Annotated in this window: 23 protein-coding genes and 1 tRNA gene; 12 read left to right on the forward strand and 12 right to left on the reverse strand. The window is 74.2% G+C overall.

What is annotated here, in order from left to right; all coding sequences use genetic code 11:
- Window positions 1–139 precede the first annotated feature (139 nt).
- The 3 genes from ACVUH9_RS20325 to ACVUH9_RS20335 all read left to right on the forward strand — a co-directional run bounded on the left by ACVUH9_RS20325 (window position 140) and on the right by ACVUH9_RS20335 (window position 3455).
- Window positions 140–595, forward strand: coding sequence for an RNA polymerase sigma factor (locus ACVUH9_RS20325; protein ID WP_475760299.1), 456 nt, complete (start codon window positions 140–142; stop codon window positions 593–595).
- Window positions 592–1623, forward strand: coding sequence for a hypothetical protein (locus tag ACVUH9_RS20330; RefSeq protein WP_475760302.1), 1032 nt, complete (start codon window positions 592–594; stop codon window positions 1621–1623). Before ACVUH9_RS20325 ends, ACVUH9_RS20330 begins: the two co-directional genes overlap by 4 nt.
- A 209-nt stretch (window positions 1624–1832) precedes the next feature.
- Window positions 1833–3455, forward strand: a complete 1623-nt coding sequence (locus ACVUH9_RS20335; RefSeq protein ID WP_475760304.1) for a M1 family metallopeptidase — start codon at window positions 1833–1835, stop codon at window positions 3453–3455.
- 95 nt (window positions 3456–3550) lie between these two features.
- Here the strand turns inward: ACVUH9_RS20335 and ACVUH9_RS20340 are convergent, their stop codons facing one another.
- From ACVUH9_RS20340 to ACVUH9_RS20370, 7 genes are all read right to left on the reverse strand, one after another.
- Window positions 3551–5041: a TrkH family potassium uptake protein gene (locus ACVUH9_RS20340; RefSeq protein ID WP_475760305.1), complete on the reverse strand. Its 1491-nt coding sequence runs from the start codon at window positions 5039–5041 to the stop codon at window positions 3551–3553.
- Window positions 5038–6378 (reverse strand): Trk system potassium transporter TrkA, encoded by a 1341-nt coding sequence (gene trkA / locus ACVUH9_RS20345; RefSeq protein WP_475760307.1) that lies wholly within the window; start codon window positions 6376–6378, stop codon window positions 5038–5040. Before trkA ends, ACVUH9_RS20340 begins: the two co-directional genes overlap by 4 nt.
- A gap of 225 nt (window positions 6379–6603) precedes the next feature.
- Window positions 6604–8397, reverse strand: coding sequence for a nitrilase-related carbon-nitrogen hydrolase (locus ACVUH9_RS20350; RefSeq protein ID WP_475760309.1), 1794 nt, complete (start codon window positions 8395–8397; stop codon window positions 6604–6606).
- 171 nt (window positions 8398–8568) lie between these two features.
- The gene (locus tag ACVUH9_RS20355; protein ID WP_475760347.1) at window positions 8569–10149 is read right to left on the reverse strand and encodes a cobyric acid synthase; all 1581 of its coding nucleotides are present in this window, start codon (window positions 10147–10149) and stop codon (window positions 8569–8571) included.
- Between the two features lie 407 nt (window positions 10150–10556).
- Entirely contained in the window at window positions 10557–11540 is a 984-nt protein-coding gene (locus ACVUH9_RS20360) for a cobalamin biosynthesis protein (protein ID WP_475760311.1), read from the reverse strand.
- Window positions 11537–12259: a histidine phosphatase family protein gene (locus ACVUH9_RS20365; protein WP_475760313.1), complete on the reverse strand. Its 723-nt coding sequence runs from the start codon at window positions 12257–12259 to the stop codon at window positions 11537–11539. Before ACVUH9_RS20365 ends, ACVUH9_RS20360 begins: the two co-directional genes overlap by 4 nt.
- Window positions 12256–12924 carry a TetR/AcrR family transcriptional regulator gene (locus tag ACVUH9_RS20370; RefSeq protein WP_475760315.1) on the reverse strand — a complete coding sequence of 223 codons (669 nt, stop codon included), beginning with the start codon at window positions 12922–12924 and terminating at the stop codon, window positions 12256–12258. Before ACVUH9_RS20370 ends, ACVUH9_RS20365 begins: the two co-directional genes overlap by 4 nt.
- A gap of 70 nt (window positions 12925–12994) precedes the next feature.
- Here ACVUH9_RS20370 and ACVUH9_RS20375 point away from each other — a divergent pair, with 70 nt between their 5' ends.
- From ACVUH9_RS20375 to ACVUH9_RS20390, 4 genes are all read left to right on the forward strand, one after another.
- Complete coding sequence (locus ACVUH9_RS20375) at window positions 12995–14512, forward strand: FAD-binding oxidoreductase (RefSeq protein ID WP_475760317.1); 1518 nt, start codon at window positions 12995–12997, stop codon at window positions 14510–14512.
- A 44-nt stretch (window positions 14513–14556) separates the two neighbouring features.
- A complete protein-coding gene (locus ACVUH9_RS20380) occupies window positions 14557–14829 on the forward strand; it encodes a type II toxin-antitoxin system Phd/YefM family antitoxin (RefSeq protein ID WP_475760319.1) in 273 nt (90 codons plus the stop codon).
- Window positions 14826–15257 carry a type II toxin-antitoxin system VapC family toxin gene (locus ACVUH9_RS20385; protein ID WP_475760321.1) on the forward strand — a complete coding sequence of 144 codons (432 nt, stop codon included), beginning with the start codon at window positions 14826–14828 and terminating at the stop codon, window positions 15255–15257. The genes ACVUH9_RS20380 and ACVUH9_RS20385 overlap by 4 nt, the downstream gene beginning before the upstream one ends.
- A 183-nt stretch (window positions 15258–15440) precedes the next feature.
- The gene (locus ACVUH9_RS20390; RefSeq protein ID WP_475760323.1) at window positions 15441–15587 is read left to right on the forward strand and encodes a hypothetical protein; all 147 of its coding nucleotides are present in this window, start codon (window positions 15441–15443) and stop codon (window positions 15585–15587) included.
- Between the two features lie 80 nt (window positions 15588–15667).
- On the opposite strand, the gene ACVUH9_RS20395 is transcribed toward ACVUH9_RS20390, so the two are convergent.
- The 3 genes from ACVUH9_RS20395 to ACVUH9_RS20405 all read right to left on the reverse strand — a co-directional run bounded on the left by ACVUH9_RS20395 (window position 15668) and on the right by ACVUH9_RS20405 (window position 18441).
- Window positions 15668–16033, reverse strand: a complete 366-nt coding sequence (locus tag ACVUH9_RS20395) for a hypothetical protein (protein WP_475760326.1) — start codon at window positions 16031–16033, stop codon at window positions 15668–15670.
- A 633-nt stretch (window positions 16034–16666) separates the two neighbouring features.
- Window positions 16667–16756: transfer RNA gene (locus ACVUH9_RS20400), tRNA-Ser, on the reverse strand.
- Window positions 16757–16971: 215 nt separating this feature from the next.
- Window positions 16972–18441 carry a cytochrome P450 gene (locus ACVUH9_RS20405; protein WP_475760328.1) on the reverse strand — a complete coding sequence of 490 codons (1470 nt, stop codon included), beginning with the start codon at window positions 18439–18441 and terminating at the stop codon, window positions 16972–16974.
- Window positions 18442–18581: 140 nt separating this feature from the next.
- Here ACVUH9_RS20405 and ACVUH9_RS20410 point away from each other — a divergent pair, with 140 nt between their 5' ends.
- Window positions 18582–19238, forward strand: a complete 657-nt coding sequence (locus ACVUH9_RS20410; RefSeq protein ID WP_475760330.1) for a TetR/AcrR family transcriptional regulator — start codon at window positions 18582–18584, stop codon at window positions 19236–19238.
- Between the two features lie 127 nt (window positions 19239–19365).
- On the opposite strand, the gene ACVUH9_RS20415 is transcribed toward ACVUH9_RS20410, so the two are convergent.
- Window positions 19366–20589, reverse strand: coding sequence for an aminopeptidase (locus tag ACVUH9_RS20415; protein ID WP_475760332.1), 1224 nt, complete (start codon window positions 20587–20589; stop codon window positions 19366–19368).
- Between the two features lie 256 nt (window positions 20590–20845).
- Between ACVUH9_RS20415 and ACVUH9_RS20420 the strand changes: the two genes are divergently transcribed.
- Together ACVUH9_RS20420 and ACVUH9_RS20425 are read left to right on the forward strand one after the other, a co-directional pair.
- The gene (locus ACVUH9_RS20420) at window positions 20846–21520 is read left to right on the forward strand and encodes a metal-dependent transcriptional regulator (RefSeq protein ID WP_475760334.1); all 675 of its coding nucleotides are present in this window, start codon (window positions 20846–20848) and stop codon (window positions 21518–21520) included.
- Window positions 21517–23319, forward strand: a complete 1803-nt coding sequence (locus tag ACVUH9_RS20425; RefSeq protein ID WP_475760337.1) for an ArnT family glycosyltransferase — start codon at window positions 21517–21519, stop codon at window positions 23317–23319. The genes ACVUH9_RS20420 and ACVUH9_RS20425 overlap by 4 nt, the downstream gene beginning before the upstream one ends.
- Window positions 23320–23334: 15 nt before the next feature.
- Here the strand turns inward: ACVUH9_RS20425 and ACVUH9_RS20430 are convergent, their stop codons facing one another.
- Window positions 23335–23967, reverse strand: coding sequence for a TetR/AcrR family transcriptional regulator (locus tag ACVUH9_RS20430; RefSeq protein WP_475760339.1), 633 nt, complete (start codon window positions 23965–23967; stop codon window positions 23335–23337).
- Between the two features lie 87 nt (window positions 23968–24054).
- Here ACVUH9_RS20430 and ACVUH9_RS20435 point away from each other — a divergent pair, with 87 nt between their 5' ends.
- Window positions 24055–25719, forward strand: a complete 1665-nt coding sequence (locus tag ACVUH9_RS20435) for an MFS transporter (protein ID WP_475760340.1) — start codon at window positions 24055–24057, stop codon at window positions 25717–25719.
- Window positions 25720–25884: 165 nt separating this feature from the next.
- The gene (locus ACVUH9_RS20440) at window positions 25885–26250 is read left to right on the forward strand and encodes a DoxX family protein (protein WP_475760342.1); all 366 of its coding nucleotides are present in this window, start codon (window positions 25885–25887) and stop codon (window positions 26248–26250) included.
- Window positions 26251–26410 lie beyond the last annotated feature (160 nt).

Consider the following 26410-nt stretch of genomic DNA (forward strand, 5'->3'; position numbering starts at 1 on the left):
GGGGGTGCTTCCGGCGCGATGCCACAAAAGCGGGCCCTCGACGTATCTAAGGGGGTATGACCACCAACCAGGGCTCCGGACCGTGACCGCAGCGAGTGCAGCGACCTCCGCTGTGGAGAGGGCCCGCCCCGACGACGAGGTGGAGCGCGTCCTGGGCATCGCCTACCGGTACGCGCTGGGCGTCCTGCGGGACCGCGAAGCGGCGGCCGACGTCGCGCAGGACGTCACCGTCCGCGTCGTGACCGGGCGCGGCAGCCTCCGGGACCCCGACGCCCTCGAGGCGTGGGTCCGGACCATCGCGGTCCGCGCCGCGATCCGCGAGGCCGAGAAGAGTCGACGGCGACGGTTCGCTGAACGCGAGCACGGTGCCCGCGAGGTCCGGCCCGCAGAGCCACCGGAGGGCATTGGCCATGCGATCGCGCTGCTCGACGGGCTGCCACCGCGCCAGAAGGCGGCGCTGACGCTCCGCTACGTGCACGACGTCCCGGACGACGAGATCAGCCGCATCCTGCGCTGCCGTCCGGCGACGGTCCGTTCCCTGCTCTCGCGCGGCCGCGACGCCGTGCGCACGCGACTGAACGAGGACGACCGATGACCACCACGCAGAACGCGCCCGATGACCAGGACGTCCGCGACGCCCTCAGCGCGATCCGCGGCGCCACCCCCGAGGCGCGCGACCTGTCCGCCCTGCGTCGCCGGCTCGCAACCTCTCCGCCGCCGCGTCGCGCTCGCCGTCGGACGCTCGGCGTGATCGCCACCGCTACGGCCGTGGTCGCCGTCGGCATCGCCCTGATGCCCGCCACCGATGATCCGGACCCGCGCTCGTCGGCCGCGCTCGATGCGCTCCGAACGCCCAGCGCGCTGGCGTCCGAGGTCCCGCCGGTCCGGGACGGGCCGTATCGCTACGCGAAGGTCCGGACGCGCTACACGCACGTCGCGACGCGCGGCGATCGGACCGCGACGCTGCGGTCGGAGGAGACGTCCGAATCGTGGGTGAGCGGGGGCTGGAAGGGAAGGCAGAGCACGGTCTACGGTGCCTCGAGCGTGTCCGGCGACCCCGATCTGGGGGTCCATGGGTTCGCCCGGGCCCCGCGCGAGGGCAGCCGTTCGGACGGTCCGTACCTCTCCCCCGACGGGCCGCTGGAGACGCTCGATCCTGCCGACCTCCCGGTCGGGCGCGACGCGATCGGCCAGGCGCTCCGCGACGGCGTGCGCAGCAACCGCTGGGCCGAAGGGCTCCGCCGGGGCGTGCCGTTCCACTTCGAGGGCTCGACGGACTCGTTCGTGGCGTACTCGATCATCAACCTGCTCGTCGACGCGCGGCTCACCGCCGATCAGCGCGCCGCGTTCCTCGACGTCCTGCGGACCGACCGCAACGCCCGCTCGGGCGGTGTCGGTACCGACAGCGACGGTCGGCCGGGCCAGGTCATCGACCTGGACTTCACGGGCAAGCAGGCGCTCCTGGGGGTGAAGAGCCTGCGGGTCATCTTCGATCCGCAGAGCGACGAGATCCTCGAGTGGTCGGCGATCCCGCCCCCGCCCACGGACGACCAGCCGAGCACGGCGAACACCGAGACGGTGCTCAGGTCGGCGTACGTGGCCTCGACGCGCGCTCGGCCGTAGAGGACCGACGACCTGCCGACCGCGTGTCGGGCCTCCCTCGCGAACGGCCTCGGTGACCGCGGGATCGCGGGCGGGGTGGTCGTCGAACGGCTCGAGCCCGGGCGTCCCGGCCCCGACGACGACCACGCGGCTCGCGTCCTCTCCACGACCCGTCCCCGTAGTCCCTACCTCAACCCCCCTCGGAGGGCACCATGTTCCACCACTCAGTGATGCGCGTGAGATCCGCGTCGAGACCCGTCCTGCTGCGGAAGCTCCGCATCGTCCCGGTCATCGTGGCGGCGGGCGTCGTGCTCGGCGCTCCCGCCGGGAGCCTCGCGTCCGCCTCGCCCGGGTTTACCCCCGGAGCCCGGTCGCTCGGCGACTCGCTGTTCCCGACGATCGGCAACGGCGGCTACGACGTCCGGCACTACGACCTCGATCTCGACTACGCGGTCGCCAGCAAGCGGCTCGAGGGGACGGCGACCATCGATGCCGTCGCCACCCAGGGCCTTTCCCGCTTCAGCTTCGACCTGACGGCCTGGAACGTCGTCCGCCGGGTGACCGTCGACGGCCGGCCGGCGAGGTTCGCCGTCGACGCCAAGCGCTCCAAGCTCACGATCACGCCGCCGCGCGGGATCCGCGACGGTCGCCGGTTTCGGACGATCGTGCGCTACGGAGGAATCCAGCGGCCGGTCCCGGGGGCGACCCGCCTGAGGGACGAGGGATGGATCCCCAACGCGAAGACCGGCGCGGTCGTCGTCGGTCAGCCGATCGGTGCGATGGGCTGGTACCCCAACAACAACGTCCCGGCCGACAAGGCGACCTACGCCATCCGCATCACCGTGCCCCGCGGCTGGAAGGCGCTGGCCACCGGCGTCCTGACCTCCCGACGCCACGCGGGCGGGGCCAAGAGCGCCACGAGCACGTATGTCTGGACCGAGACCGCCCCGACCTCGACCTACCTCGTGTCGGTCTCGGTGGGCAAGTTCGACGTCAACTCGCTGAACCCGGCCAAGCCGAAGAGGACCAAGCCCGCCGCGGGGAGCAGGAACAAGCCGCTGCCGTTCTACACCGCGATCACCTCGGCGCTGCCCGCCAGGGGAAGGACCGCGTCGGCTGCCACCCTCGGCCGCTCGTCCGAGATCATCGACTTCCTCTCCTCCTTCTACGGGAAGCGCTACCCGTTCACGTCGCTGGGCGGCATCGTGACCCTCCAGTCGTTCGGCCTCGACCTCGAGACCCAGGGCAAGCCGACCTACGCCATCACCAAGCTCGACCGCAAGAGCGGGCCGTGGATCGAGACCGTCGCGCATGAGCTCGCGCACCAGTTCTTCGGCAACCTGGTGACGCCCGCCCGGTGGCGCGACCTCTGGCTCAGCGAGGGCATGGCCGTCTTCTCCACCTGGGTGTGGTCGTCCACCGGCAGCTTCTTCCCCGTCGCTCCGCGCGACCAGTACCTCGACGTCTACGCCAACCCCGAGTACGCGATCTCGTGGCGCGTGCCGCCCGCCAACCCGGCGCGGCCGAAGGACCTCTTCGACCAGGACGGCATCTACCGCCGTGCGCCGGCCACGATCGAGGCGATCCGGGAGATCCTCGGCAACGACACGACGTTCAAGGCGATGATGCGCCGCTGGCTGACCGACCACGCCTACGGCAACGCCACGACCGAGCAGTTCGTCGCCCTGGTCAAGAGGACGGACCCGGCGCGCAAGGCGCGCTGGACGGAGTTCTTCCGTCAGTGGCTGTACACCAGCTACCCGACCCCGGCGCCCGGCCGTGGCCGGCCGCCGGTCGAGAAGCCGCAGATCCACGTCGACAACTTCGACAGCTACGTGCTGCCGGGCGGGTAGCCCTCACCGGCCGGTCGGTCCCAGAGCACCGGGACCGTGCGCACGATCCTCCGAAGGGTCGCGCGCTGAGCGTGGAGCCTCGCGGCCGTCTCGGGTCAGCGCGCCCGCCAGAGCCCGCGCGTGAAGAGCGCCAGGATCGTGAACAGCTCAAGACGGCCGAGCAGCATCAGGAAGCTCAGCCCGAGCAGCCCCGAGTCGGGGACCCCGGCGTAGGACTCGGTGCCGCCGAGCTCCCCGAGCGCCGGGCCGACGTTGAAGAGGCAGGCGACCGAGGCGGAGAACGCCGAGAGCAGATCGAAGCCGCACCCGGCCAGCAAGGCGGTCCCGCCGGTCAGGGCGACCAGCGCGACGGCCAGGAACCCGAACGCGGCCCGGACGGTGTCGTCGGAGACCGGCTTGCGCCCGACCCGCACGACGACGATCCGCTGCGGCGAGATCTGGCGCTGGATCTCGGCCCGGACCCCGCCGAACAGGACCAGCCAGCGGCGGACCTTGAAGCCACCCGTCGTCGACCCGACCATCGCCCCGGACGCCGACGCGATCAGCACCAGCAGCCGTGCCTCCTCGCCCCAGCGGTCGGGGTCGGCGGTGGTGAAGCCGGTGCCGGTGGTGATCGAGGCCGCGGTGAAGATCCCGTCGAGCACGTTGCCCGGGGCCTCGCTGCCGCTCGCACCGAGCACCAGCAGCAGCCCGATCCCGAGGACGAAGAGCACGTACGCGCGCAGCTCGGCCGCGTGCTGTCCGAGCCCACGCCGCAGCACCAGCCGCCACCAGACGACGTAGCTGACCCCGGAGGCGAGCATCAGCGCGGTCAGCGCGACCTCGACCGGGGGCGAGTCGAAGGCGCCGGCCGACGCGGTCCGGGTCGAGAACCCACCCGTCGAGACCACCGACATCGCGTGGTTGACCGCCTCCCACGGCGAGAGCCCGACGGCGAGCAGCACGATCAGGGCGATCGCGGTGCCGGTCAGGTAGAGCTGGGCCGTGATCCGGGCGGTGTCGCGCATCTGCGGCGCGACGGTCTCCTCGACCGCCCGGCTCGTCTCGCCCAGCAGGACCCGGCGGGCCGCGCCACCGGCCGCCGGCGCGATCGCCACGAGCAGGACGACGATGCCGATGCCGCCGATCCAGTGGCTCAGCGAGCGCCAGAGCAGGACCGCGTGGGGCAGCCCGTCGACGTCGAAGATCGCGGTCGCGCCGGTCGTGGTGATCCCACTGGTGCCCTCGAAGATCGCGTCGGCGAGCCGCGGCGTCGCCCCGCTCAGCAGCAGCGGCACCCCGGCGAAGAGGCTGGTCGCGACCCACGTCAGGCCGGCCGCCATCAGGCCGTCGCGGCCGGTCGGGCTCGGCATCGGCCGCCCCACCCACGAGCGCCGCAGCAGCAGCGCCAGCACGGTCGCGAGCACGGCGGTCGCGCCGTAGGCACCGATCGCGCGCCCGTCGGAGACGACCGCCACGATCGTGCAGACGGTCGCGGCGACGGCCATCGCGAGCGCGCCGGCGGTCAGGGCGCGGCGGGTCAGCGGACCGAAGCGCGCGCCGATCGGCCGTGATCGGCCGCCCCGACGGCCCTGTCGGACCCTCACGCGCCCAGCACCGATCCGAGCTTGGTCGCGCCGCTCCCGGCGGCCAGGATCAGGGCGATGTCGCCGGCCTGGTAGCGGTCGACCTGGCCCGGGTAGCGGACGTCGCCGTCGCGGACGATCGCGGTCAGGCTCGTGTCGTGCGGGAGCGAGGCGGCGATCGGACGGTCCCGTAGCGGGCTGGTCTCGCCGATCCGGTACTCGAGCGCCTCGAGCCCGTCGACGATCAGGGTGCTCTTCTGGGCGCCGGTCCCGCGCGAGGTCCGCAACAGCCGCTCGGCCGCCGCCAGCCGGGGGGCGACCGTGCCGTCGACGCCGAGCGCCTCGGCCAGCGGCGCGAACTCCTCGCGTGAGAGGACCGCCAGCACCAGGCTGATGTCGAGCCGGTCGGCGTGGGTGCAGGCCAGCAGGGTCGAGCGGTCGTCGCCGGCGCAGCTGACGAACGCGTCGCAGCTGTCGACGCCGGCCTCGCGCAGGGCGTCCTCGGACGCGCCCTCCTCCCACAGCACCTCGATCGAGCGGGCCTCGAGCTGCTCGGCCGCCTCGCGCGCGGTGTGCTCGTCCGGCTCCAGGACGATCACCTCGCGGCCGTGCGCGGCGAGCCGGGCGGCGAGGGCCACGCCGATCTGGCCGGCCCCGAAGATCGCGACCCGGTGGACCTGGCGGGCGTTGGGGTCGATCTCGCGGCAGGCCTCCTTGAGCTGCTCGCGCGGGCAGGCGACGATCAGGTGGTCGCCGGGCAGCGGGGTCGTGTCGCGGGTGGCGAGGTGGACGCGGCCGTCGCGCAGCAGCGCCGCGATCTTCGAGTTGGTGGCGTGGGGGCGGGTGACGATCGAGCGGCGCGCGGCCGGCGAGCCGTCGGTGACGATGCACTCGGCGAGCGCCAGGCGCTCGTCGGCGAAGGTCTCGACGCGCACGGCGCCGCGTACCCGCAGGGCCGACTCGAGGTCGCCGACCGCGGCCAGCTCCGGGCTGACCAGCAGGTCGATCCCGAGCGTGCCGGCGACGGTGTCCTCACCGGGCGCGTAGTAGTCGGCGTCGCGGACCCGGGCCATCGTGCGCGGGGCGCCCTGCTCACGCGCCAGCAGGCAGGCGAGCAGGTTGGTCGCGTCGCTGGCGGTCACCGCGACGAACAGGTCGGCCTCGCCGGCCCGGTGCTCGGCGAGGTCGCGGGGGCTGTTGGCGTCCGCGCGCTCGCAGCGGACGTCGGCGCCGGAACGGGCGCGGCGGACCAGCAGATCGCGGTCCTGGTCGAGCACGATCACCTCGTGACCCTCCCGGGCGAGGCGACTGGCGAGGTACCAGCCGACCTCACCTGCTCCCACGATCAGCGCGCGCATCGACCGAACCATGCCGGATCGGGGGGACGGCGGGGGCCTGACGGTCCAGTCGGGGCGGTTCCGGCCCTGTCTCAGGATGATCGGGGCCTGGACCTGGCCGTCGACGCATCGCACGACCACCACCCGGATCCTCAGTCAGACGACCGGTCTGGCTCGCGGAGCCCGTGCGGCGCCCTGCTCGGTCGACGACCACCCCCAGGTCCCCACTGATCCTGAGGCAGGCGCTCAGAACCAGCCGCGCTGCCACACGACCGGCATCCGGCGGTCGTCGCTGAGTGCGCGGCCCGACATCCGCGGGGCCAGCGGGAGCATCCGGCGATCGGCCTCGGCGCGGTCGATCCGGTCGCAGAGCGCCTGCACCAGCTCGGGATCGAGGCCCTCCCGCTCGACGATCGCGCGGGGCGGGTGGTTGGCGTCGATGTAGCCCTCGACGACCCGGTCCAGCAGCGCGCACGGCTCGCGCAGCGGACGCGGCCCGCCGATCGTCTCGGCCGCCCGCTCGACGATCTCCCCGGGCACGGTCGCCGGCGGGGCGTCGCGCTCGACCAGCCAGTGGGCGATCCGCACCAGCCAGCCGCGGGTCAGGTCGCCGAGCGGGGCGAAGCCTCCCGCCAGCTCGTGGGGCCAGCCGCCGCCGAGCGCCCGCATCGTGCGGTCGGCGGAGGACAGCAGCAGCGCTTCGTGGCCGTCGGCGACCAGCTCCAGCGCCAGCAGCGTCGCGCGGCTGGAGACGAGCCGGACGGCGGGATCCTCGTCGGGGACCACCAGCTCCGGCTCGGCGTCGGGATCGGGCGGGGCGGCAGCCTCGGTCGGCTCGAAGACCGGGTCCTGCTCCGGCGGCGGGACGTGGACCGGCGGCAGCGCGACCGGTGGGTCGGCGAAGGCACCGGCCTCGATCACCGTCCGCGCCCAGGCCCGGCGGTCGTCGTCGTCCGCGACCCCGGCCGGGAGCGCGTCGACGAGCACGACCCGCTCGGGACCGAGCGCCTCCGCCGCGGCGAGCGCGGTCAGGCCGGCCCCGAGCGTGCCGTCGAGGCCGACCAGCACCCGCTCGATCCCGAGCCCGGCGGTGAAGTCGCGGAGGGCGACCCGCACGCCCCGCCAGCGGTGGTCCTCGGCGCCCGGCCAGGGGGCGATCCCGTGGACGTTGCCGCGCTTGGGCGTGGCGGCCTGGGCGGGGTCGGCGCTGACCGCCAACGGCAGCACGCGGACGGGTCCGGCGGCGGGCCGCGTGGCGGCCCGCCGGTGCGGCTCGGCGCGGGCGGAGCGGCGCGACCACGAGAGGTCGATGTCGCAGATCACCAGCGCCTCCTCCATCGCCGGGCCGCGGGCGACCAGCATCCCGGCGTGGTCGACGAGGTGGCTGCCGCCGTCGAAGACGAGGTGGTCCTGGCCCCCGACGAGGTTGACGTAGGCGACCGGCACGGTGTGCTCGAGCGCGCGGGTGATCGTCGTCGCCTCCCGCCGTCGCTGCATCCCGGGGGAGTAGGGGGAGGCGTTGAGGGCGACGAGCAGGTCGACGCCGGCCGCCGCGCAGGCCGCGGCCGGCTCCGGCTCCCAGAGGTCGGCGCAGATCATCACCCCGACCCGCGCGTTCGGCAGCTCGGCGACGAACGAGTGGGCGGCGGGCACGAAGTAGCGGCCCTCGTCGAAGACGGCGTAGGTCGGCAGGTGCTGCTTGTCGGCCCAGCCCGCGACCTGCCCGCGGGTGAGCACGGCGGCCGCGTTGTGGACGCCGCGGCGTTCCGGGGTCGGGTGCGGCGCGCCGACCAGCGTGACGAGGTCGGGCGGCAGCTGCTCGGCCAGCTCCTCGAGCGCACGCTGCGCGGCGTGGAGCATGCCCTCGTCGACGATCAGGCTCTGCGGCGGGTAGCCGCAGAGCGCCAGCTCGCCGGTGATCGCCAGCTGGCAGCCGGCGTCGGCCGCCTGCCGCAGCATCGCGGCGATCCGGTCGCGGTTGCCGGCGATGTCACCGACGACGGGGTGGAACTGCAGGAGGCCGAGGCGGAGCGCGCTCATCTCCCACACCGTAGGGGTCGGCGGGTCGCGGGTCGCTGGCTGGGGCCCGACGGCCACCCGGTCGGGGCGACGGGGTCGTCAGCGGCCCGGGGCCGGTGGGGCGTCGGCTGGGCGCGATGGGCGCGCGGGGCGGGCGTTCGGCGGGGCCCGACGGGCGTGCGAGACGGGCGTTCAGCCGGGCGGGAGCGGCCCGCAGGCGAGGGTCGGCAGTCCGACCGGGACGCCGTCCTGCAGCAGCCGCAGCAATGCGTCGGTGTCGAGGTGCTCGGCGGCGAGGTCGCCGAGCGCGTCGAGCCGCCGCTCGCGGACCTCGGCGAAGCGGGCGGTCCCGGGACGGAAGCCGCGTCCACGGCGGCGGGCGGCCCAGCCGAGCAGCGCCTGCCGGGCGTCGTCGTGCTCGAGCAGGCCGTGCCAGGAGCTGCCGAGCGTCGCGCCAGCCACGCAGCCCTCGTCGTCGGTCTGGGCCTCGTCGGTGGCGGTGGCGACGGGATCGCCGGCGAGCCAGCCGGTGCCGCCGTGACGCACGACCCGGCCGAGCCGGATCTCGTAGCCGCCGGCCGCGACGGAGCGGCCGCCGTCGGCCCTCGCCGTGGTTCCGGTCGCGCTCGCGCTGGTGCGGACGTCGTCGTCCGGGCTCCCGCCGATCTCGCCGTCGCGGTCGAGCAGCAGCCGACCGCTCCGGCGCCGGGTGATCTTCTCGGTGTGCATCGTCGTGGTGACGGGCAGCAGCCCGAGCCCGTCGACGGTGCCGGTGCCGGTCTCGATCCCGTCGTCGGCGATCGCCGCGCCGAGCATCTGGTAGCCGCCGCAGATCCCGAGGATCGGCCGGCCGGCGGCGGCCCGCTCGCGCAGGATCCGGTCGAGGCCGTGGGCGCGGAGGTCCTCGAGGTCGGCGACCGTCGCCTTGCTGCCGGGCAGGACGACCAGGTCGGCGTCGCGCAGGACGTCGGGGTCGCGGGTCAGGCGGAGCTCGACGTCGGGCTCGATCGCGAGCGCGTCGAGGTCGGTGAAGTTGCTGATCCGCCGGAGGCCGACGACCGCCACCCGCAGCGGGTCCTCGTAGGCCGCGGCACGGTCGAAGGTCCGCAGCGCGAGGCCGTCCTCGGCGTCCAGCTCGAGCCCGTCGGCCCACGGCACGACCCCGAGCACGGGCCGGCCGGTCAGCCGTTCGAGCGCGGTCACGCCCGGGTCGAGCAGCGACGGATCGCCGCGGAACTTGTTGATCACCATCCCGGCGACGTGGGCCTGGTCGGCCGGGTCGAGCAGGGCGATCGTGCCGTAGTGCGCGGCGAGCACCCCGCCGCGGTCGATGTCGCCGACGACGATCGTCGGCAGGCCGGCGTCGCGGGCCAGGCCCATGTTCACGAAGTCGCCGGCGCGGAGGTTGATCTCGGCGGGGCTGCCGGCGCCCTCGCAGATCACCGCGTCGAAGCGCCCGCGGAGGTCGGCCAGGCTCTCCAGGACTGCCGTCCGGAGGTCGTCGCGCAGCCGTCGGTAGTCGCGCGCGCCGGCCGTGCCGTAGGGGCGGCCGAGCAGGATCACCTGGCTGACGCGCTCACCGGTCGGCTTCAGGAGCACCGGGTTCATGACCGCCTCCGGCTCGATCCCGCAGGCGGCGGCCTGGACGGCCTGGGCGCGGCCGATCTCGAGCCCGTCCGGGGTGACGGCGGCGTTCAGGGCCATGTTCTGGGCCTTGAACGGGGCGACCCGGACGCCCTCGCGGTGGAGCCAGCGGCAGATCCCCGCGGTCATCAGCGACTTGCCGGCGTCGGAGGTCGTGCCCGCGACCAGCAGCGCGCCGGCGGGGGCGGACGGGTCGAGCGGGCGGGTGCGGGGGACGGGGGCCACGGCGAGGGATCCTGACGGACGGCGGGCGGGGCCGACGTGGTCGCGGTCGTCGGGCGCCTGGGCGGGGTGCAGGACGGGGGTGCCGGACGGGCTGATCCCCGGGACCGCGATGTGTTGTCCACCGTGGGGGTGGCGAACGCATCGGGAAGCGCGCGGGCCGGGATCGCCATGTCTTCCCGATGTGTTGTCCACCGTGGAGGTGGCGAACGCATCGGGAAGCGACCACCGGGGCCTGCCCGCCCTACCGCCTGGGACCTGCCACCGCGCCTCGGCCTCGGCCCACCGTCTGCCGCCCCGCCTTCCTTCCCGCTCTACCGCTGCCCGCGCCGCCGCACGGCCCGCCACCCGGCCGGTCCGGCGATCGCCGCGACGGCACAGAGCGCGGTCGAGACCGTGCCGACCCGCAGCGAGAGGCGCGCGGCGCGGTCGAGGTCCTCGTGGGTCGGCTCGTGCGCGTCGGGCCAGTCGCCCAGCAGCGGCCGATCCTCGACCCGGCCGCCGTAGACGTTGCGGCCACCGAGCCGGACGCCGAGCGCGCCGGCGAAGGCCGCCTCGACCCGGCCGGCGTTCGGACTCGGATGCTGGGCGCCGTCGCGGATCCAGGTCCGCCAGGCGCGGGCCGGCGAGCCGCCGACGGATCCCGCGACGCCGCTGGTCACGATCGCGGCCAGCCGCGCGGCCGGCCAGCCGGCCACGTCGTCGGCGCGGGCGGAGGCCCAGCCGAACCGCTCGTGGCGCGGCGAGCGGTGGCCGACCATCGCGTCCATCGTGTTGAGCGCCCGGTGGAGCGCGATCCCGGGGGCGCCGAGCAGGGCGCCCCAGACGAGCGGGGCGACGACCGCGTCGGACGTGTTCTCCGCGACCGACTCGAGCCCGGCGCGGCTGAGGCCGGCGGCATCGAGCGTGGCCGGGTCGCGGCCGACCAGGGTCGGGGCGAGGGCACGGGCGCCGGCGAGGTCGTCGGCCGCGATCCGGTCCCCGAGCGCGCGTCCGGCGCCGGCCAGCGAGCGGCCGCCGAGCGCTGCCCAGGTGACGGTCGCGGTCAGAGCGGTGCGGGCGAGCGGCCGGTCGCGCAGGGCCCGGTCGGCGACGAGCACGGGGCCGGAGCCGAGGGCGATCCCGAGGGCCAGGTAGCCGACGCCGGTGGCCCGTTCGTCGCGCCAGATCCGTCCCTCGAGCGCGGTCATCGTGCGCCCGAAGCCGGCGACCGGGTGGAACCGCCGGGGGTCGCCGAAGGCGCGGTCGGCGGCCCATCCGAGGGCGAGTCCGGCGGCCCGCGGAAGCGCGTCGGTCACGCGGTCCCCGCGGGCGGGGAGGGGAGGCTCGTGTCCGGGGTCTCCGCGGCGATGACCGCCGTCGGGGACGCGGCGCCGGCATCGCCCGCGGTGGCACCCGCCTCCGCGGTCCCGCTCGCGCTGGCCCGCGCGTCGCGCAGCTCCTGCCGCGAGGGCGTCCAGTTGGCGCGCACCAGCCGCCAGCGACCGTCGTGCGCGTGCAGCTCGGTCAGCGACCCGGGGCTGACGTCGATCCGCCACGCGGCCGAGGGCGGGGCGCCGAGTGCGACCGAGATCGCCGCCCGGATCACGCCGCCGTGGGTGACGGCGACCAGCGGCTGCTCGTCGGCGGCGCGCTCGTCCATCCACGCGCCGACCCGGAGGCAGAGCTGCTCGAGCGACTCGCCGTTCGGAGGCGCGAAGGCGGGATCGGTCATCCAGGCGACGACCGGCTCGGGATCCTCCGCGTGGAGATCGGCCAGGGTCCGTCCCGACCAGTCGCCGAAGTCGGTCTCGCGCAGGCCCGCGTCGACCGTCGGGTCGGCGTGACCGAGCGCGGCGGCGGTCTCGGCGCAGCGGCGGGCCGGAGAACGACGCAGCTGGGCCCGGCCCGGCAGGTGCGGGACCAGCGCCCGAGCCTCGGCCGTGCCGCGCGCGTCGAGCCCCTCGTCGAGGGGGAAGGCGGCCGTGCGGACGGCGGCGGTGGTGCCGTGCCGCAGGAGCAGCAGCCGGGCGGTCATCCGACGGCGCCGAGCGGCCGCGGGGCGGGGGCGAGGCCGGTCACGATCGGCAGCAGGTGCTGGCGTCCGAACTCCCGCAGGGCCGGCTCGTCGTCGACGGGGAGGACGGTCTCGGGCAGGGTCGCCAGCGAGAGCGCGAAGCGGATCAGGACCTCCGCCGTCCCGTCGACGTCGATCGGTCGCAGCCGGCCGTCGGCGGTCGCGGCCGACAGGAAGGCGGCGACGAAGGCCCGTCCGAGCCCGAGCACCGGGCCTCCGCCGACGGTCAGGCGCAGCGCGAAGTCCTCCGGCTCGGTCTGACGTAGGCGGGCGAGCAGGGGGTTGTCCCGGACGACCCCGATGCCGCGCACGAAGCCCTCGAGGAACTGCTCCTCGACGTCGGTGATCGGGGCCAGGACCGCGCCGATCACGGCCAGCTCGCGGCGGGCCTCGGCGAGCACCGCGGTCAGGACCAGGTCGTCGCGGACCGGGAACCGCCGGTAGACGGTCATCCGCCCGACCTTGGCCGCGCGGGCGATCTCGTTGACGCTGGTGCGGCGGATGCCGGAGGCCTGGAAGCGCTCGATCGCGGCGGTCAGGATCCGGTCGCGGACGGGATCGCTGCCGTCGATCGTGGGCGCCGCCAGCGCCTGGGCGATCAGGTCCTGCACCGGGGGGGTCGACACGCTTCGATCATGCCAGCCGGATCGCTCGGACGCGTGGCGTGGCGCCGGAGCGTCGGGCATGCTCGCAGCCATGACTCGACGGCTCTCGCGGCGTACGGTGATTCGAGACGGAGCGCTCGCGCTCGGGGCGGCGGCGGTCGGCGGCGGCGCCCTCGGCGGGCTGTCGTCGGCCTGGGCGGCGACCGGCTCGCGGCCGTCGGTGGCGTCGCTGCGCGAGCTGGCCCGGCAGACGAGCGGCCCGGTCGTGACCCCGGCGTCGTCGCGCTACGCGAGCGCGAGCCGGGTCGCGCAGGGAGCGGTCCGGCCACGGCCGGCGGCGATCGTCCAGGCGCGTGACGTCCGCGACGTCCAGGCGACCCTCCGCTGGGGTGCCCGCCGCGACGTCCAGATCGTCCCGCGCAGCGGCGGCCATGGGTTCCCCGGTTGGGCGGGCGGCGATCCGTCGACGGTGGTCGTCGACCTCTCGCGGCTGCGGCAGGTCGGGGTCGACGGCGACGAGGCGGTGGTCGGGGCCGGCGCGCAGCTGATCGACGTCTACGCCGGGCTCGCCGGCCGCGGCCTGACGCTGCCGGCGGGCACCTGTCCCTCGGTCGGCTTCGGCGGGCTGGTGCTCGGCGGCGGGGTCGGGCCGTCGGTGCGTGGCTTCGGCCTGACCTGCGATCGCCTGCGCTCGGCGCGGGTGGTGACCTCGAGCGGGCAGCTCAAGACGATCGATCGCCAGTCCGACGAGGAGCTGCTGTGGGCGCTGCGCGGCGGGGGCGGCGGGCAGTTCGCGGTGATGGTCGACGCGCACCTCGAGCCGGCCCGGGTCGACAAGGTCTCGTGGTTCTCGGTCTCCTGGCCGTGGGCGGCCGCCGACCAGGCGCTGGCCGCGTGGCAGACGCTGGTGCCCAATGCCGATCCGCGGCTCTCCAGCACCTTCTCGCTGCTCCAGGGCGGGGGCGCGACGGTCCGGGCGATCGGGCAGTGGCTCGGGCCGGACGTGGCCGAGCTGCAGCGCGCGATCCACCCGCTGACGGCGATCGCCGGGGCGCAGCCGTCGAGCGGGGTCGCGCCGTACCTCGACGTCCAGCGGCGTTGGGCGGGCTGCCTCGATCTACCGCTGGCGGCCTGCCACACGACCGGCAGCCGGCCGGGCGGGAAGATGCCGCGCGAGACCTGGGCGGGGACCAGCGATTACCTCGGGCGGCCGCTCGACGGGCCGGGCCGGAAGATCCTGCGGGACCGGATCGCGGCCCGCGGGAGCCAGCCGGGCGCGATCCTGCTCGACGCGCTCGGGGGTGCCGTCAACGACGCCGGTGGGCTCGGGACGAGCGGGTCGGCGTTCGCCCACCGCAAGGCGATCATCCAGATCCAGCACTACGCCCAGCCCGGCAGTGGTGGCCTCGCGAGCGCGCGCAGCTGGGTTCGCGGCAACCGCCAGGCGCTGCGTGGCCACACCACCGGCGGCGCGTACATCAACTACGCCGATCCGGGCCTCTCCGGCTATCGCTCGGCCTACTACGGCGGCAGCCTCGCGCAGCTGCGGTCGGTGCGGCGGCGGCTCGATCCGGACCGTCGCCTGCACTTCCCGCAGGACGTGGGGTGAGGGTCGGGGGGCAAGGTGGCCTCATCGGGTGCTAATGTGGCCACATGTTGCGGGAGCTGGGGATCCGGGAGCTGAAGAACACCGCCAGCGCGGTGATCGGGGAGGTCGAGGCCGGGGCGACCGTCGTCGTCACGCGCCGCGGGCATCCGGTGGCACGGGTCGTTCCGGCGTCGCACCCCGCCGCGATCCTGGGTCTGCTCGAGGACGGCGTGGCCCAGTGGAGCGGGCAGCGGCCGCGGTTGCCCGAGCCGATCGAGCTGAGCGGGACGGGGCCGACGGCTGCCGAGATCGTGATCGCCGATCGTGGTCCGCGATGAGCGTCTACGTCGACACCAGTGCGGTCGTCAAGCTGTTCGTGGCCGAGGATCACAGCGAGGCGGTGCGGGCGGCGGTGCGTGGCGCTGAAGGCGTCGTCGCCAGCCACGTGACGTTCGTCGAGGCCCACGCCGCCTTCGCCCGGATGCGGGCCGGCGGGCGCTTGGAGGGCGACCGCCACGAGCGAGTCGCCGCCGCGTTCGACGAGCTCTGGGCGGATCTGGTGGTCGTGGCGATCAGCGATCGCGTGGTCGTCCGTGGTGCAGCGCTCGCCCGCCGTCACGACCTCCGCGGCTTCGACGCCCTCCAGTTGTCGTGCGCGCTGGAGCTCGCCGGGCGGGCCGAGACCGCTCGCTTCCTCTCGTTCGACGCCCAGCTCGAGGCGGCCGCGGCGCGGGAGGGGCTGGGCCTGCTGGCGCGGGCGGCGTAGGGCGGGCCCAGGCTCGCTCGGTGGCGGAGCTCGGGGTTGGCATGGGGCGCGCCGGTTCCTCGGACGGGCCGGTCACGCCGGCTCCGCCCGTCGGATTGCGGTTGGTTCGCGGCGATCTGTGCGACTGGTCGTCCCGTGGCGACGCGCACATTCGCCCGTTCCTACCGGGCGTACGGTCGGGGCATGATGCTCCTCCTCCTGCTGCTGGCCTGCGGGTTCCTGGCCGCCGTCGGCCTCGCCGCCGACGGCCGCCCGCGGACCGTCCGTCCCTACGAGAAGAACGGCTGGCGGCACCGGGCGGACCTCGACGCGCCGTCGTTTCGCGACTGAGCGATCAGCGGGCCTAGCCGAGATCGGTACCGGCGGACCGCGCCCGATCGAACGGGCCGTCCGGTCGGGAGCCTGACCGGCTACTGCTCGGCGTAGGCGTAGCGATCGATCTCACGCCCGTCGGCCCCCAGGGCGATCAGGCGGTACGCGGGGTCCTCGTCGTGCACCGTGAGCGCGACGAAGATCCCGGATCGGTCGTCGATCTCGACAGGATGGCTCTCGCGAGCGGACGACGCCCGGAGGGCACGGACCTCCGACGACAGGACACCAGCGACGAAGGTCACGGTCGTCGAGCCGTCGCCGGCTCCGCTCCGCCCACCCCCTCCCAACATCGCGATCGGGCGGCCAGCGCTCGGTCGCGAGACCGTCGGCGCCAGGGGCCACTCGTGTCCGTTGGCGACGACCTCCTCCCAGTCGCCACCGTGCCGCACGTATATCGACGTCATCGAGAAGAACTGAGCCCGGCCTGATTGCTGCAGGCAGGTGACGGCGGCGAGCTCGCCGACGCGGTCCCGCGCGACCGGAAACCAGCGCTTCGCCGGCCACCGATCCGGAAGCCGGAGCGGCGCGCCAGCCAGAATGGCGGTGGGGTCAGTGGCTCGATCGTCGTTCACGAGTACGCGGCTACTTGTTCAGCCAGGCGATGCCGCGAGGGTAGTTCACTCGCGGTGGTCGAGATCCAAGGTGACCAGGCTCCGCCGTTCCGCTGCGCCCGACAGCTGTAGTGGTGGAGGCCTGATCCAGGGGTGCCATCGGTCAGCGCAGGGGCGCTGGCTTCGCTCCAGCTGACGCTTGTGCTGCCCGTGTCGGTGTCGAGTTCCGCTGAGGCATCGGCAACGGTACTTGGCGGGGTTCGGTCGACGAGGACGTCCCACGCGTCGGAGCTGGCCTCGTGCTGCTCGTCGTCGGTGGCGGTGCCGTGGAGGGTCTGACGACCTTCGGGGACGCTGGCGAGGTCGGCCTGAAGCCGCTCGCCGCGCTCAGCCAGATTGCTGGCCTTCGCGGGCGCTGGCGCCCGGGGCGAGAAAGCAAGAACCCCGGGCCTGACTTCCAGGACCGGGGTTCGCACTTCCTACGTATGGCGGAGAGAGGGGGATTCGAACCCCCGAACGAGTTGCCCCGTTACACGATTTCCAGTCGTGCCCATTCAACCGCTCTGGCACCTCTCCAGCGGACTGGAGAGGTTACCGATCGGACCGGGGTTCGCGTCCGGCGCTTGCCGCGGCCCTGCCGCGGGGCGCCTGGTCACGGGGTGAGCGCCCCGCTCATCGTGGATCGAGGCGGGACGCGCGGGGCAGGCATCGGGGGCGCTGGTGCCGGTTGCGCCGCCCCGTCAGCCGACCCACCCACCCGGCCGGCGCGGAGCTCCCCCGATCCGGCCCCCTTACCGCCGGTGCACCGTCATCGGGATCCCGTGCAGCGGCCGGATCGTGACCGTCGGGTCGAGCACGATCTTGGCGCCGGGCACGAAGTCGAAGCGGAACCGCTGGGCGATCATCGCCGCCAGGATCGTCGCGTTCATCATCGCGAAGCCCTGGCCGACGCAGACCCGGCGACCGCCGCCGAACGGCAGGTACGAGAATCGCGAGCGCTGCTTGGGGGCGTCGCCGAGCCAGCGCCGGGGGTCGAAGCCGGCCGGGTTCGACCAGACCTTCGGGTCCCGGTGGGTCGACCAGATCGAGACCAGCACCAGGCTGTTGGCCGGCACCCGGTAGCCGCCGACGACGTCGTCCTCGTTCGCGACCCGCTGCACGTGCCAGACCGGTGGGAACAGCCGCATCGCCTCCTGGAAGCAGGCGGTCGTCCACGGCAGCCGGTCGACGTCGTCGGCGGTCGGGATGTCGCTGCCGAGGACCTCGTCGACCTCGGCCTCCATCCGCTCGCGCGCGTCCGGGTGCTGGGAGAGCAGGTAGTACATCCACGCGAGCCCGTGGGCGGTCGTCTCGTGGCCGGCGGCGACGAAGGTCAGCAGCTCGTCGAGCACCTGCTGGCGGCTCATCGGCTGGCCGGTCTGCTCGTCGCGCGCGTCCATCAGCAGCCGCAGCAGGTCGTCGCGCTCGCCGTGGCCGTGCTCCAGCCGGTCGTCGATGATCCCGCCGACGATCCGGACCATCACGTCGGCGTTCTGGGTACCGCGGCGCCAGCGCTGCGGCTGGGTCAGCTTGGCGGCGCGCTGGATGCTCATCCCCGGGACGTACTGCCCGATCGTGACGCTGGTCGAGCGTCCGACGGCGCCGGCCTCGTGGAGGGCGTTCCCCAGCGCGGTGCCGAAGGCGCTGGCGTGGTCGGTGAAGTCGTGGCCGACGAGCGCGCGGCCGACGGTGTCGAGGCCGATGTGGAGGATCTCCTCGGCGATCTCGACCCCCTGGCCGTCGGGCCACTCCTGCTCCCAGGCGTCGAGCGCGGTGCCGGCGGCCGCGGCCATGTGGTCGGCGAACGGCACCAGGTGACGCTTGGCGAACATCGGCTGGACGAGCTTGCGCTGGCGCTGCCAGAGCTCGCCGCCGCTGGTCACGAGGCCCTTGCCGAGGACCGGCTCGAGCAGCTCGTACTGGTTCGACTTGCGGTAGTTGTCCTGGTTGGCGACGAGCACGTGGCGGACGGCCTCGGGCCCGCGGACGACGACCACCGGCTGGCCCGGGGTGTCGAGCATCGCGACGTCGCCGTAGCGCTGGCCCATCTCGTCGAGGAACTCCAGCGGGCCTTCCTGCTCGCGGATCTTCAGCAGCCAGCGACCGGCGGCGCGGAGCGACGGGCCGGGCGGCTTCGGGAAGTCGGCCGGGTGCCGGGGCACGTCGACCGGGGTGCTGGCGGGCGCGGCCGTCGGGCTGGCGGTGGCGGGAGGAGGCGTCATGTCGTCGCTCTGGTCGGGGGCGATCGCACCGAGTGTTCCGATCGGTACGTTCTGTTCCTACGGGACCGTAGCACGAGGCGTACCGATCGGTTCAACCTTGCCTACGGTCGCGTAGTCGGGTGCCGGAATAGGCTGGGGCCGTGGCCGACCGACTTCCCACCCGCAAGGGCGCGCGCCAGGCCGACGCGATCATCGACGCGGCGCTGCGGTCGGTCGCGCACTACGGCTACGCGGCGACCTCCGTCGGCCGGGTGGCGAAGGAGGCCGGCGTCACCAAGCGGATGGTCCTGTACTACTTCGCCACCCGCACCCACCTGATCGACCTGTTGGTGCGACGGATCGGCGAGCGGCTGGTGGCGCAGGTGGCCGAGGCGATCGAGGGCTTCGAGGACCCGGCCGAGGCGGTGACCGTCGGCTTCGAGCGGATCTGGTCGGCGCTGACCGCCGACCGGGTGCTGATCGTGGCCTACTTCGGGGTCGTCAGCGAGGCCGCGATCGACGATCGGCTGCGGCCCGCCGTGACCTCGGTGATCGACGGCTTCGCGGCGCTCGCTCCGGCCTTCCTCGACCGGGTTCCGGGGGTCCGCGAGCGGCTGCTGCTCGACGAGGAGGCCTTCGCGGTGCTGGTGATCGCCGGCGTCCGGGGGCTGCTGCTGGAGTTCATCGAGCGCGGCCAGACGCCGGAGCTGGACCGGGCCAAGGCCGCCTTCCAGCGGAGCCTGATCCCGCTCTTCGGCGGCGCGTCGGCCGAGGCGGGAACGTCGTCGCCGGCCCCGGGTGGCGCAGCGACGGCCTGATCCGTCGCCGTCGCCGTCGCCGTCCCCGCACCCGCGCGCCGGCCGGCTCCGCCCGACCCGGTTCACCGGATCAGGCGGCCCGACGGGGCAACAGGCCCGACGGGGCCGCGGGTCGGGCGGGTCGGGCTCAGCCCTGCCAGGCCCCGGCAACCAGCACCGGCGTCTCCTGGCCGTCGGCGGCGACGCCGATCGCGGAGACCTCCGGCGAGCCGACCATGAAGTCGACGTGGATCGCCGAGCGGTTGGCCCGCGCGTGGTCGGCCTCGTCGTCGAGGCACATCAGGTAGGCGGAGCCGAGCGCGAGATGGCTGGCGGCGTTCTCGTCCAGCAGCGTCTCGTGGAAGACGGTCCCGGTCTGGCCGACGCGGCCGTCGCCGTCGACCAGTGCCAGCTCGCCGAGCCGGCGGGCGCCCTCGTCGCGCTCGATCCAGCCGCGGAGGACGTCGACTCCGGCCGCGGCGTCGACCCGCACGACCTGGCCGCCGCGGAACTCGACCTCGATCCCGTCGACGGTCATGCCGCCGAGGGTCAGCGGCTTGGTCGCGCGGACGACGCCGTCGACGCGGGCCGGATCGGGGGTGGTGAAGATCTCCTCGGTCGGCACGTTCGCCTGGTGGGTGATCCCGCCCACGGTGTCCATGCCGGCGGCGATGAACCGCGACGACGGCAGCAGTCCGACCGTCAGGTCGGTGCCGGGGCCGACCAGCCGGATCGCGTCGAACCGGTGCTCGTTGAGCTTGCCGGCGTGGGCGCGCAGCTCGGCCGCCCGCGTCTGCCAGGCGGCGACCGGGTCGTCCTCCAGCCGGCAGACGGTGACGATGTCCTGCTCGAGCCGGCGGAGCGCGCGGGCGGGCGTGAGCGTGGGGAAGACCAGCTGCGCCCAGCCGAGGTTGGGCGCCGGGATCACGGTCCAGTTGAGCTCGCGGCGGTTGATGACCTCGGAGGTCTGGCGCAGGGCCGGCAGCTGGTCGCGGCCGATCCGGGCCGGATCGATCCCGGAGAAGACGCCCGGGCGGACCTGGCCGACCAGCGAGATGTTCGCCGCGCGGGCCTTGCCGAGCGCCTCGACCCGGGCCCCGAGCCACGGCGGGACGACGTCGAGCGTGTCCTCCTGGGCGAGCTCCAGCCGGGCCCGCTTGATCAGCGGATCGAACCAGTTGACGTCGACGTACGAGGCGCCCGCGCGGTAGGCCTCGGCGGCGATCGCCCGGACCAGCGGCTCGTGCCCACCGACATGGCCGTTGACGGCGACCACCTGACCCGGCTGGACGTTGGCCCCGACCCGCACCGCGAGCGCGGCTAGGCGGTCGAGCAGATCGGCGTCGGGTAGGACTGATTCTGGGACGGTCATCGCTCGACGAACGCTAGCGGGTGGCCCGCGACGCCTCGACCGGTCGTCCGTCGTTGGTCCAGCCGCGACGATCGGTCGCGGTGGCGTCGGCGGTGGGGACGGGTGTGACGCGGGCCATCGGGGCGCTCCTCGGTGTTGTTGGGCGGTCGGGCCGACCATAACGCGGGCGCTGCGTGCACCCCGCGGGTGGGCGCAGCGGCGGGTCGGGCGGGGCCGGTGGAGGTCGGGGCGGCTCACACCCCGTAGGCTTCCCCGCATGGCGTCGACGCCGGCAACGCCACCCTCGACTGCGGTCGAGGACTACCTCAAGGCGGTCTTCGCCCTGGAGACGCGTCTCGGGGGCGCGGTACCGACGACCGCCTTGGCCAGTCGGCTCGGGATCACGCCCGGGTCGGTCTCGGCGATGCTGCGACGGCTCGCCGACCTCGGCCTGCTCGAGCACGAGCCCTACAAGGGCGTGCTCCTGACCGAGGAGGGCCGGCGGGTGGCGCTCCGCACGCTGCGCAACCACCGGCTGCTGGAGCTGTTCCTGGTCGAGATCCTCGACGTGCCGTGGGACCGCGTCCACGACGAGGCCGAGCGGCTGGAGCACGCGCTCTCCGAGGACCTCGCCGAGCGGATCGCCGCCAAGCTCGGGCACCCGGCCTTCGACCCGCACGGGGACCCGATCCCCGACCGCGAGCTCGAGATCGCCGAGCCGGTGACCCGCAGCCTGAGCGACGCCGACGTCGGCGACCAGGCGCGGTTCGTCCGGGTCTCCGACGCCGATCCCGCGATGCTGCGGTACCTGGCCGAGCGGGGGATCACCCCCGGGGTGATGCTCGAGCTGGTCGACCGACAGCCGTTCGGGGGGCCGTTGACCGTGCGCCTGGGGGACCACGAGCATCCGCTCGGCCCCGAGCTCGCCGCGGCCATGCGGATGGCGGGTTGAGCGCGCTCCGCCGGTGGAGGCCGGCTGCTCCCGGCTGGGAGATCGCACTGCTGATCGGCGTGATCGCCGTCGCTGCCGCGCTCCGGCTCTGGAACGTCGGCCAGAACCTGCCCTACGTCTACAACATCGACGAGAGCGCCCGGTTCGTTCCCGACGCCGCCTCGTACTTCAGCCAGCGGCTCGGCTTCCGCGAGCTGGTCAACCCGCCGGGGTTGATGGGCGTGCTCGGGGTCGTCGACCAGGTCTGGTTCCGGCTCCAGGGGCTGTCGCCGCGCGAGGCGCTGCTGACGGATCCGTCCCAGGCGTACCTGGTCGGGCGGATCGTGGTCGTGCTGCTGAGCGTCGCGGCGCTGCCGGTCTTCTACCTCGCCGGCCGCCGGCTGGTCGGCCGGACGGCGGCGCTGGTCGCGGTCGGCCTGCTCGCGGTCGCGTTCCTGCCCGTCGCCTACTCGCGGCTGGCCCTCAGCGACGGGCCGACGCTGCTGTTCATGGCGGTCGGGCTGCTCGGCGGGGCGATGGTCCTGCAGGAGTCCCGGACCCGCGGCTTCGTCGTCGTCGGGATCGCGGTCGGACTCGCGGCGGGGTTCAAGTACAACGCCGGGATCGTCGTGCTCGTCGGGCTGGCCGCGGCGGCGCTGCGGATCTCCACCGACGGCTGGGGCGTGATCGTCCGGCGAACGCTGCTGATGGGGCTCACGGCCGCGGTCGCGTTCGTCGTCGCCAACCCCTACGTGCTGATCGACCCGGCCGAGATCTGGCGCGCGATCGAGTACCAGCAGGCGTGGTCCTCCGGCGGCCGCTACGTCGGCGAGCCGATGACCGACGGCTTCCGCTTCTACATCTGGTCGGCGACCTGGGGGGTCGGCTGGGCGCCGCTCGTGGCCGCCGTCGTCGGCGCGGGGCTGCTGGCCTGGCGGCGCTGGCGGATCGCCGTCCTGCTGCTGCCGATGGTCGTGCTCTACCTGCTGGTGATGGGCACGCAGGACCGCTTCTTCGCCCGCTGGCTGCTGCCGATCGTGCCGATCATGTGCCTGACGGCCGGCTTCGCCGTCCAGGAGCTGGTCGCCGTGATCGGCCGCCGCGGGGCCGGTCGGCCGCTGCGGATCGCGGTCGCAGCGGTCGTCGCACTCGGGCTCGGGGCGCAGTCGCTGGTCCACAGCGCCCACATGGCGGACGTGGTCGGCCGCGACGACACCCGGACGGTCCTGCGCGACTGGATGCTGGAGAACATTCCCGCCCGAGAGGGCGTGGTCCTCGAGTCGATGTCGCCGCGGACCTGGAACCCGACCTTCGACGGGTACAACAGCTGGTACAGCCTGACCTACTGGTCGATCTACCACACGATCCCGGCCGTCCAGCGGCGCGACCGTCGGACGCATCCTCAGTCGCGGATCAAGGCCGGCTTCTCGTCGTGGGTGCAGATCCTCTACCCGAAGCTGATCGACGAGTTCGAGCGCTACGGCTACTGCTGGGTCGTCACCAGCTCCTACCAGGCGGGACGGGCCGCGCGGACGCCGGGCCTGGTGCCGGAGGCGACCGCCTTCTACCGGGCGCTCGCCCGTCGCGGGCAGCTCGTCTGGCAGGTCAGCCCGTTCGCTCCGGGCGCGAACGGGTCGAGCACCAAGCGGCCGCTGGGGCCGCTCGAGTCGCCGGTGCCGTACCAGATCGATCGCCAGGCGACGACCTACGAGCTGGCCTACGAGCGGCCGGGACCGGCGATCTCGGTCTACCGACTCGACGGCGGGCGCTGCGCGGCGGGGCCGGGCACGCCGGTCGTCCCGAACGCGCCCTGGAACTGAGACCGAACCGGGGGCTCAGTCGACGGGCGCCAGCGCGCTGCGGACTGTCGCGGCCAGCATCCGGCGCAGCTCGGCCGGGGATGCGTCGCCGGTCCGGAGGTTGGCCGCGGCGGCCATCGTCAGGTGGTGGATGACGTCGAGCATCCAGGCGACCGAGAGATCCCGGCGCAGCTCGCCCCGCTCGCAGGCCTCGGCGAGGTAGGACGCCAGCGGCTCGGTGCCCTGTGCGGCGGTGAGCGCCTCGATCTCGCTCTGGAGCTCCTGGTGGGCGCCGAGGAACCGGTATCGCTCACCGAGCGCGCCGAGCCGGGCGGTCATCGCCACGACCTCGTCGAGCGCGTTCCGGGCGGGCCCGTCGGCGCTCGAGGGGTCCCCGGCGTCCGCCCGTGCCCAGGCGGCGCGTCCGTTGGTGACCCCCTCGACGACGATCTCCTGGGCGTCGTCGAGGACCCGCCGGTAGAGCGCCAGGACGAGGTCCTCGCGCTGGGGGAAGTGGCGGTAGACGGTGGTCCGACCGACCCCGGAGGCCTCGGCGATCTCGCGCATGCTCGCGTCGGGCCGCTCGGCCAGGATCGGCACGGCGGCGGTGAGCACGGCGTCGTAGTTGCGACGGGCGTCGGCGCGGGTGGGGCGGGTGCGATCGGTCACGGGAGCAAACGAGAAGCGGGGCAGTCTTGTACCGTTTCGCCGCGGCCACCGTTGGCCGCCGCGTCCCCATCCTCCCGGAATCCGTAGATGAGCTCCCACCACACCACCACCGGCCCCGCCGTCTCGACGCCGCCGCCCGGCGGAGATCGCGCCGCCCGCCGCGCCAAGGCCCAGGGGAATCCCTGGCTGACCCTCGTCGCGGTCGCGCTCGGCGTGATGATGGTCGGCCTCGACGGGACCGTCGTCGGCGTCGCCAACCCGACGATCGCCAAGGACCTGAACGCCAGCCTGGCCGGCCTCCAGTGGGTCACCAACGGCTACCTGCTCGCGCTCGCGGTGCTGCTGATCCTCGGCGGCAAGCTCGGCGACCGGTTCGGCCGCAAGAAGGTCTTCGTCCTCGGGATCGTCGGCTTCTCGCTGACCTCGCTCGGCTGCGCGCTGTCCTCGTCGATCGAGATGCTGATCGTCTTCCGCGTGCTCCAGGGCGTCACCGGCGCGCTGCTGATGCCGAACACGCTGGCCCTGCTGCGGGCGGCGTTCCCGCCCAGCGAGCTGAACCGGGCGGTCGGGATCTGGGGTGGATCGTCGGCGCTGGCGGTCGCGTCCGGCCCGATCATCGGCGGCCTGCTCGTCGAGCACGTCTCGTGGCAGTCGATCTTCCTGCTGAACCTGCCGCTCGGGCTGCTGGCCGCGGTCGTCGCGATCGCCTGGGTCAAGGAGTCGAAGGACGAGCAGCACAGCGGCAGCTTCGACATCCCGGGCGTGCTGCTGCTCTCGGGCGGGTTGTTCATGATCGTCTGGGCGCTGATCAAGGCCCAGGAGAAGGGCTGGGGCTCCGCGTACGTGCTGCTGTTCGGGCTCGCGGGCCTGCTGGTCCTGATCGGGTTCGTGCTCCGCGAGCACCGCGCCGAGGATCCGCTGCTGCCGCTCGACATCTTCCGCGAGCGGTCGGTCTGGGCGGGCACGGTGCTGGTGATCGTCGGCTTCTTCGCGCTCTTCGGCGTGCTCTTCTTCATCGGGCTCTACCTCCAGAACACGCACGGGTACAGCCCGGTCCAGACCGGCGTGCGGATGCTGCCGCTGACGGCGATGTTCGTCGTCTCGGCGCCACTGGGCGGGTTCCTGACCGAGCGCTTCGGTCCGCGGCCTCCGCTGGTGGCCGGGATGCTGCTGCTGGTGGTCGCCTTCCTCGGCCTCAGTCGGCTGCAGGTCGACACCAGCTACAACGGGCAGTGGCCGTTCTTCCTGATCATCGGGATCTCGTTCGGCCTGATCATCGTCTCCACGACCCAGGCGATCGTCGGCAACGTGCCGGTCGAGCGCGGCGGGATCGCGGGCGGCCTGCAGTCGACGGCCAACCAGCTCGGCGGCGTGCTCGGGACGGCGGTCTTCGGCTCGATCATCGCCTCGTCGGTCGGGTCACGGCTTGGCCAGGAGCTGGCCGATCGTGACGTGCCCTCCGCGGTCAGCGGGGTCGTGTCGAAGGCCGGCGAGCTCGTCTCGCAGGGCGTGTCGCCGACCGACGTGGCCCGAGCGCCGGCCGAGCTGCAGCAGGCGATCACCGAGGCCTCGGGCGGGACCCTGGCGCCGAACGTCGCCCAGGCGGTGACCGACGCCTCGCACGCCGCCTTCATCTCCGGCCTTCACACGGCGATGTACGTCGGCGTCGGCCTCGCCGTCGTCGCGGCGGCGCTCGGGATGCTGATCGGCCGTGGACGCGAGCTGGCGGACGACGAGGTCGCCGCCCACTGACGGGTCGGGGCTGGCGACGGCCGCGCGGTGGCCGGAGTCGTCGTCTCCGGCCGCGACGCGGCCCGGAGACGCGGCGGCAGTGCGCGGGGCGGGGCGTGACCGGGTCGAGCGTGCGGCTCGGCGACGCGCCCGGGACCCTCGCCGACCGTGGGTAGGATTCCCGGCATGTCCGCTACCAGCCGCCTGTTCGGCCCCTTCTTCATCCTCGCCGGGGCGCTGCACTTCGTCAGCCCGCGCACCTACGAGGCGATCATGCCCGACTACCTGCCGCGGCACCGCGAGCTGGTCTACGCCAGCGGCGTGGCGGAGATCGTGGCCGGGGCGGCGACGATGCACCCGCGGACCCGCCGCTTCGGCCGCCGGCTCGGGGTCGCGACCCTGATCGGCGTCTTCCCGGCGAACCTGCACATGGCGCTGAACCCCGAGCGCTACCCGCAGATCCCCGGCGGCAAGCTCGCCCTCTACGGCCGTCTGCCGCTCCAGCTGCTGCTGATCGCCTGGGCGCGCAACGTGGGCCGCGAGCGCGGGTAGGCCGGAGCGGCCCCCGCGGGACCCGGTCGGCGGGGCGTCGGCCGGGTGCCGTCCGTCGGTGGGGGCGCGCAACAGTTTTCGAGGTCGTCGACTGGCACTGGTAGACGGGAGATCCTCGCGGCTATCACGTCCCTATCCCGTTGCGGGAGCGGCGACGGCC

The organism is Patulibacter ginsengiterrae, assembly GCF_056269115.1.